3 protein-coding genes are annotated in these 2,244 nt (G+C 44.2%); all 3 read right to left on the reverse strand.

Annotated elements, in window-relative coordinates; genetic code table 11:
- On the reverse strand, positions 1-1,340 hold a 1,340-nt coding region (tnpC, locus tag Ga0451573_RS18785; RefSeq protein WP_231685726.1), incomplete at its 3' end, for an IS66 family transposase.
- A gap of 75 nt (positions 1,341-1,415) precedes the next feature.
- Positions 1,416-1,769 carry an IS66 family insertion sequence element accessory protein TnpB gene (gene tnpB, locus Ga0451573_RS18790; RefSeq protein WP_269438410.1) on the reverse strand — a complete coding sequence of 118 codons (354 nt, stop codon included), beginning with the start codon at positions 1,767-1,769 and terminating at the stop codon, positions 1,416-1,418.
- Complete coding sequence (tnpA, locus tag Ga0451573_RS18795; protein WP_231685728.1) at positions 1,769-2,122, reverse strand: IS66 family insertion sequence element accessory protein TnpA; 354 nt, start codon at positions 2,120-2,122, stop codon at positions 1,769-1,771. Before tnpA ends, tnpB begins: the two co-directional genes overlap by 1 nt.
- Positions 2,123-2,244 lie beyond the last annotated feature (122 nt).

Here is a 2,244-nt window from a genome sequence, read left to right on the forward strand (position 1 = left end):
TTTCGACCAATTACGAACGGCTTAATACTACGTTCCGCACGGTTGTTTGAAATTTCCAGGCGCCCGTCCAGCAGGTATCTCTCAAGATATTCCCTTTGTGACTTGGCATAATGCACCGCTTTACCAAGAAGAGTATTAGGCAAGGCGGCAAGGCTTTCTATCCAATTGTAAAATTCATCAAACGTTGGCCTGGATAGCCGTTCGCGTTCCCGAAGGCGGTTATCCTGCGTAAGCGAAGCAAGCTGTTTCTCAAGTTGAAACAATTTGTCGCAATAGGCTACTCCCTTGGCCGCGTTGGATTCTGTTTGTCTCTCCTTGGGCAGGGTTTTAAAGGCATCAAAAAACTTCCGCCTAAGATGTGCCAGGCAGCCCACAACGATTATGTTTTCAGGAAGTTTATGATAGCCTTCATACCCATCTGCATGGATGTATCCTGTGAAATTTTTTAGAAAGTTTTCAGGGTGTATATGTCTTCTATCGGGTTTATAGTCATAAATTACAATCTGGTGTTTTGTATCTCCGCTAGTGCGGTACAGCCACATGTAACTCTTTGACTGTGCCGCTTTTCCCGGCTCTTTTAGCACCTGTAAAGTAGTTTCGTCTGCGTGAAGTACATCATGCCTACATAATCGGCGTTTCATCTCTTCATATATCGGTTCCAGCCAGTCCTCGCTAGCTTTGATCAGCCAGTTTGACATAGTCTGCCGGGAAAGCAGAATGCCATTTTGCTTCCATTCCTGCTCCTGGCGGTATAGTGGTGATGCCATCACGAATTTTTGTACCGCTATATGGGCAATTGTTTCAGGGGAAGCAAATCCGCCTTTTATGACAGGTTCCGGTATATCTGCCTTCACGATAGGCACATGTTCGGCAGTCCCTTCACAATTACGGCAGGAGTAAATATGCCGTATATGCCGCACAATTATTGCTTTGGCAGGAATGACTTTAAGCTCTTCGCGGGTTTCTCTGCCCATGGTATGTAATTCACGGCCGCAGTCCAGGCAAATACGTTCTTTAGCCGGAAGCTCGTGCTCAATTACCTCAACAGGTAAATCCTTCGGCAATTTGTCGGTTGTAAGGCGTGTCCGTTTACGGTAATGCGCCTTTACCTCGGAAAGCTTTAGTTCAGGTCTGGTTATATCGGCACTTAATTCGGCCTCGTTGAATATAGCTAACTGAGGATCGCCTGTTTTTTCACTGGAGACGCCAAATTGCTTGTGCTTTGCAAGGCGGATCTGTGCCATGAGCCACTTTACCTGTTCTTCTAATTCTGCAATTTTGCGGTCCTTTTCTTCAATTATTTCAAGGAGTTTTACCGGTGAATTTGCTTGTGTTTTCATAAGAAAATTATACCAGAAAAACCGCATAAAAGCTAGTGTTTATGCGGTTTCAGGGGCTTTCGGGAGATAAATATTTCAGGAGATTTGTCGCTCAAAAACTTCCTCTCGCTTGAGCTTTTTCTCCAATTTTGCTCCTTCAATTAAATAGGATAATTCTTTGGTTTTAAGAACCATGGTGGCGGTGTCTCCCTTTGCCGGCCAGCGAAAATGTCCGCGCTCTAAACGTTTGAAATACAGCCAGAATCCATCGCTGTCCCATTCCAGGATTTTTATTCTGTTCCGTTGTCGATTGCAGAATACAAACAGCGCGGCTGAAAATGGATCGAGGGAAAAGCTGTCTTTAACCAGGGCCATAAGCCCGTTGATAGATTTTCTCATATCCGTATGTCCGCAGCATATGTATACGGGTTTATTATCGCTCCACCTCATTACAGGATCCTCAATATGCGGCAGATCTTTTTCAGTAGTTCAGTATCCGTTTCGGCATCTACGCTTACGCGGCAGCCACCGACTTCAATATCCAGCGTTGATTTTATCTCTTGATTTTGAGGAAGTTGCATCCATCCTTGCGGGGCACAGCTAACGATGGTTTCCCTTGTCTGTTTTGTAAGTTCCATGCAAGCATCTTTTCGCAATTTTCGCTGCCAGTAAAAGTAGGCATGTCTACTTATTCCTTTTTCCTGACAGAAAACCTTAATGCTTTGCCCGCTGTTTTGCCGTTCCTGTATCACCTGCATCCACTTTGACAGCCGGTACTCCTTGGTGACTTTTTGTATATTCATTACAACCACTCCATTTGGGGTTGAAAAAGTTAGCAAACTTTTTCAACTTTTTCAACCATATTTATTGTGATTGTACTATCTTTAGCCTTACTTTTCTATGTCATAGCGTCTTTGACGCTTAC

Origin of the sequence: Phosphitispora fastidiosa (assembly GCF_019008365.1) — a bacterium.
Classification (GTDB): Bacteria; Bacillota; Thermincolia; order Thermincolales; family UBA2595; genus Phosphitispora; species Phosphitispora fastidiosa.

Bases quoted from the DNA above. Each gene is read 5' to 3' on its own strand.
- tnpB (WP_269438410.1), bottom strand. From the start codon at position 1,769: ATGAGGTGGAGCGATAATAAACCCGTATACATATGCTGCGGACATACG.
- tnpA (WP_231685728.1), bottom strand. From the start codon at position 2,122: ATGAATATACAAAAAGTCACCAAGGAGTACCGGCTGTCAAAGTGGATG.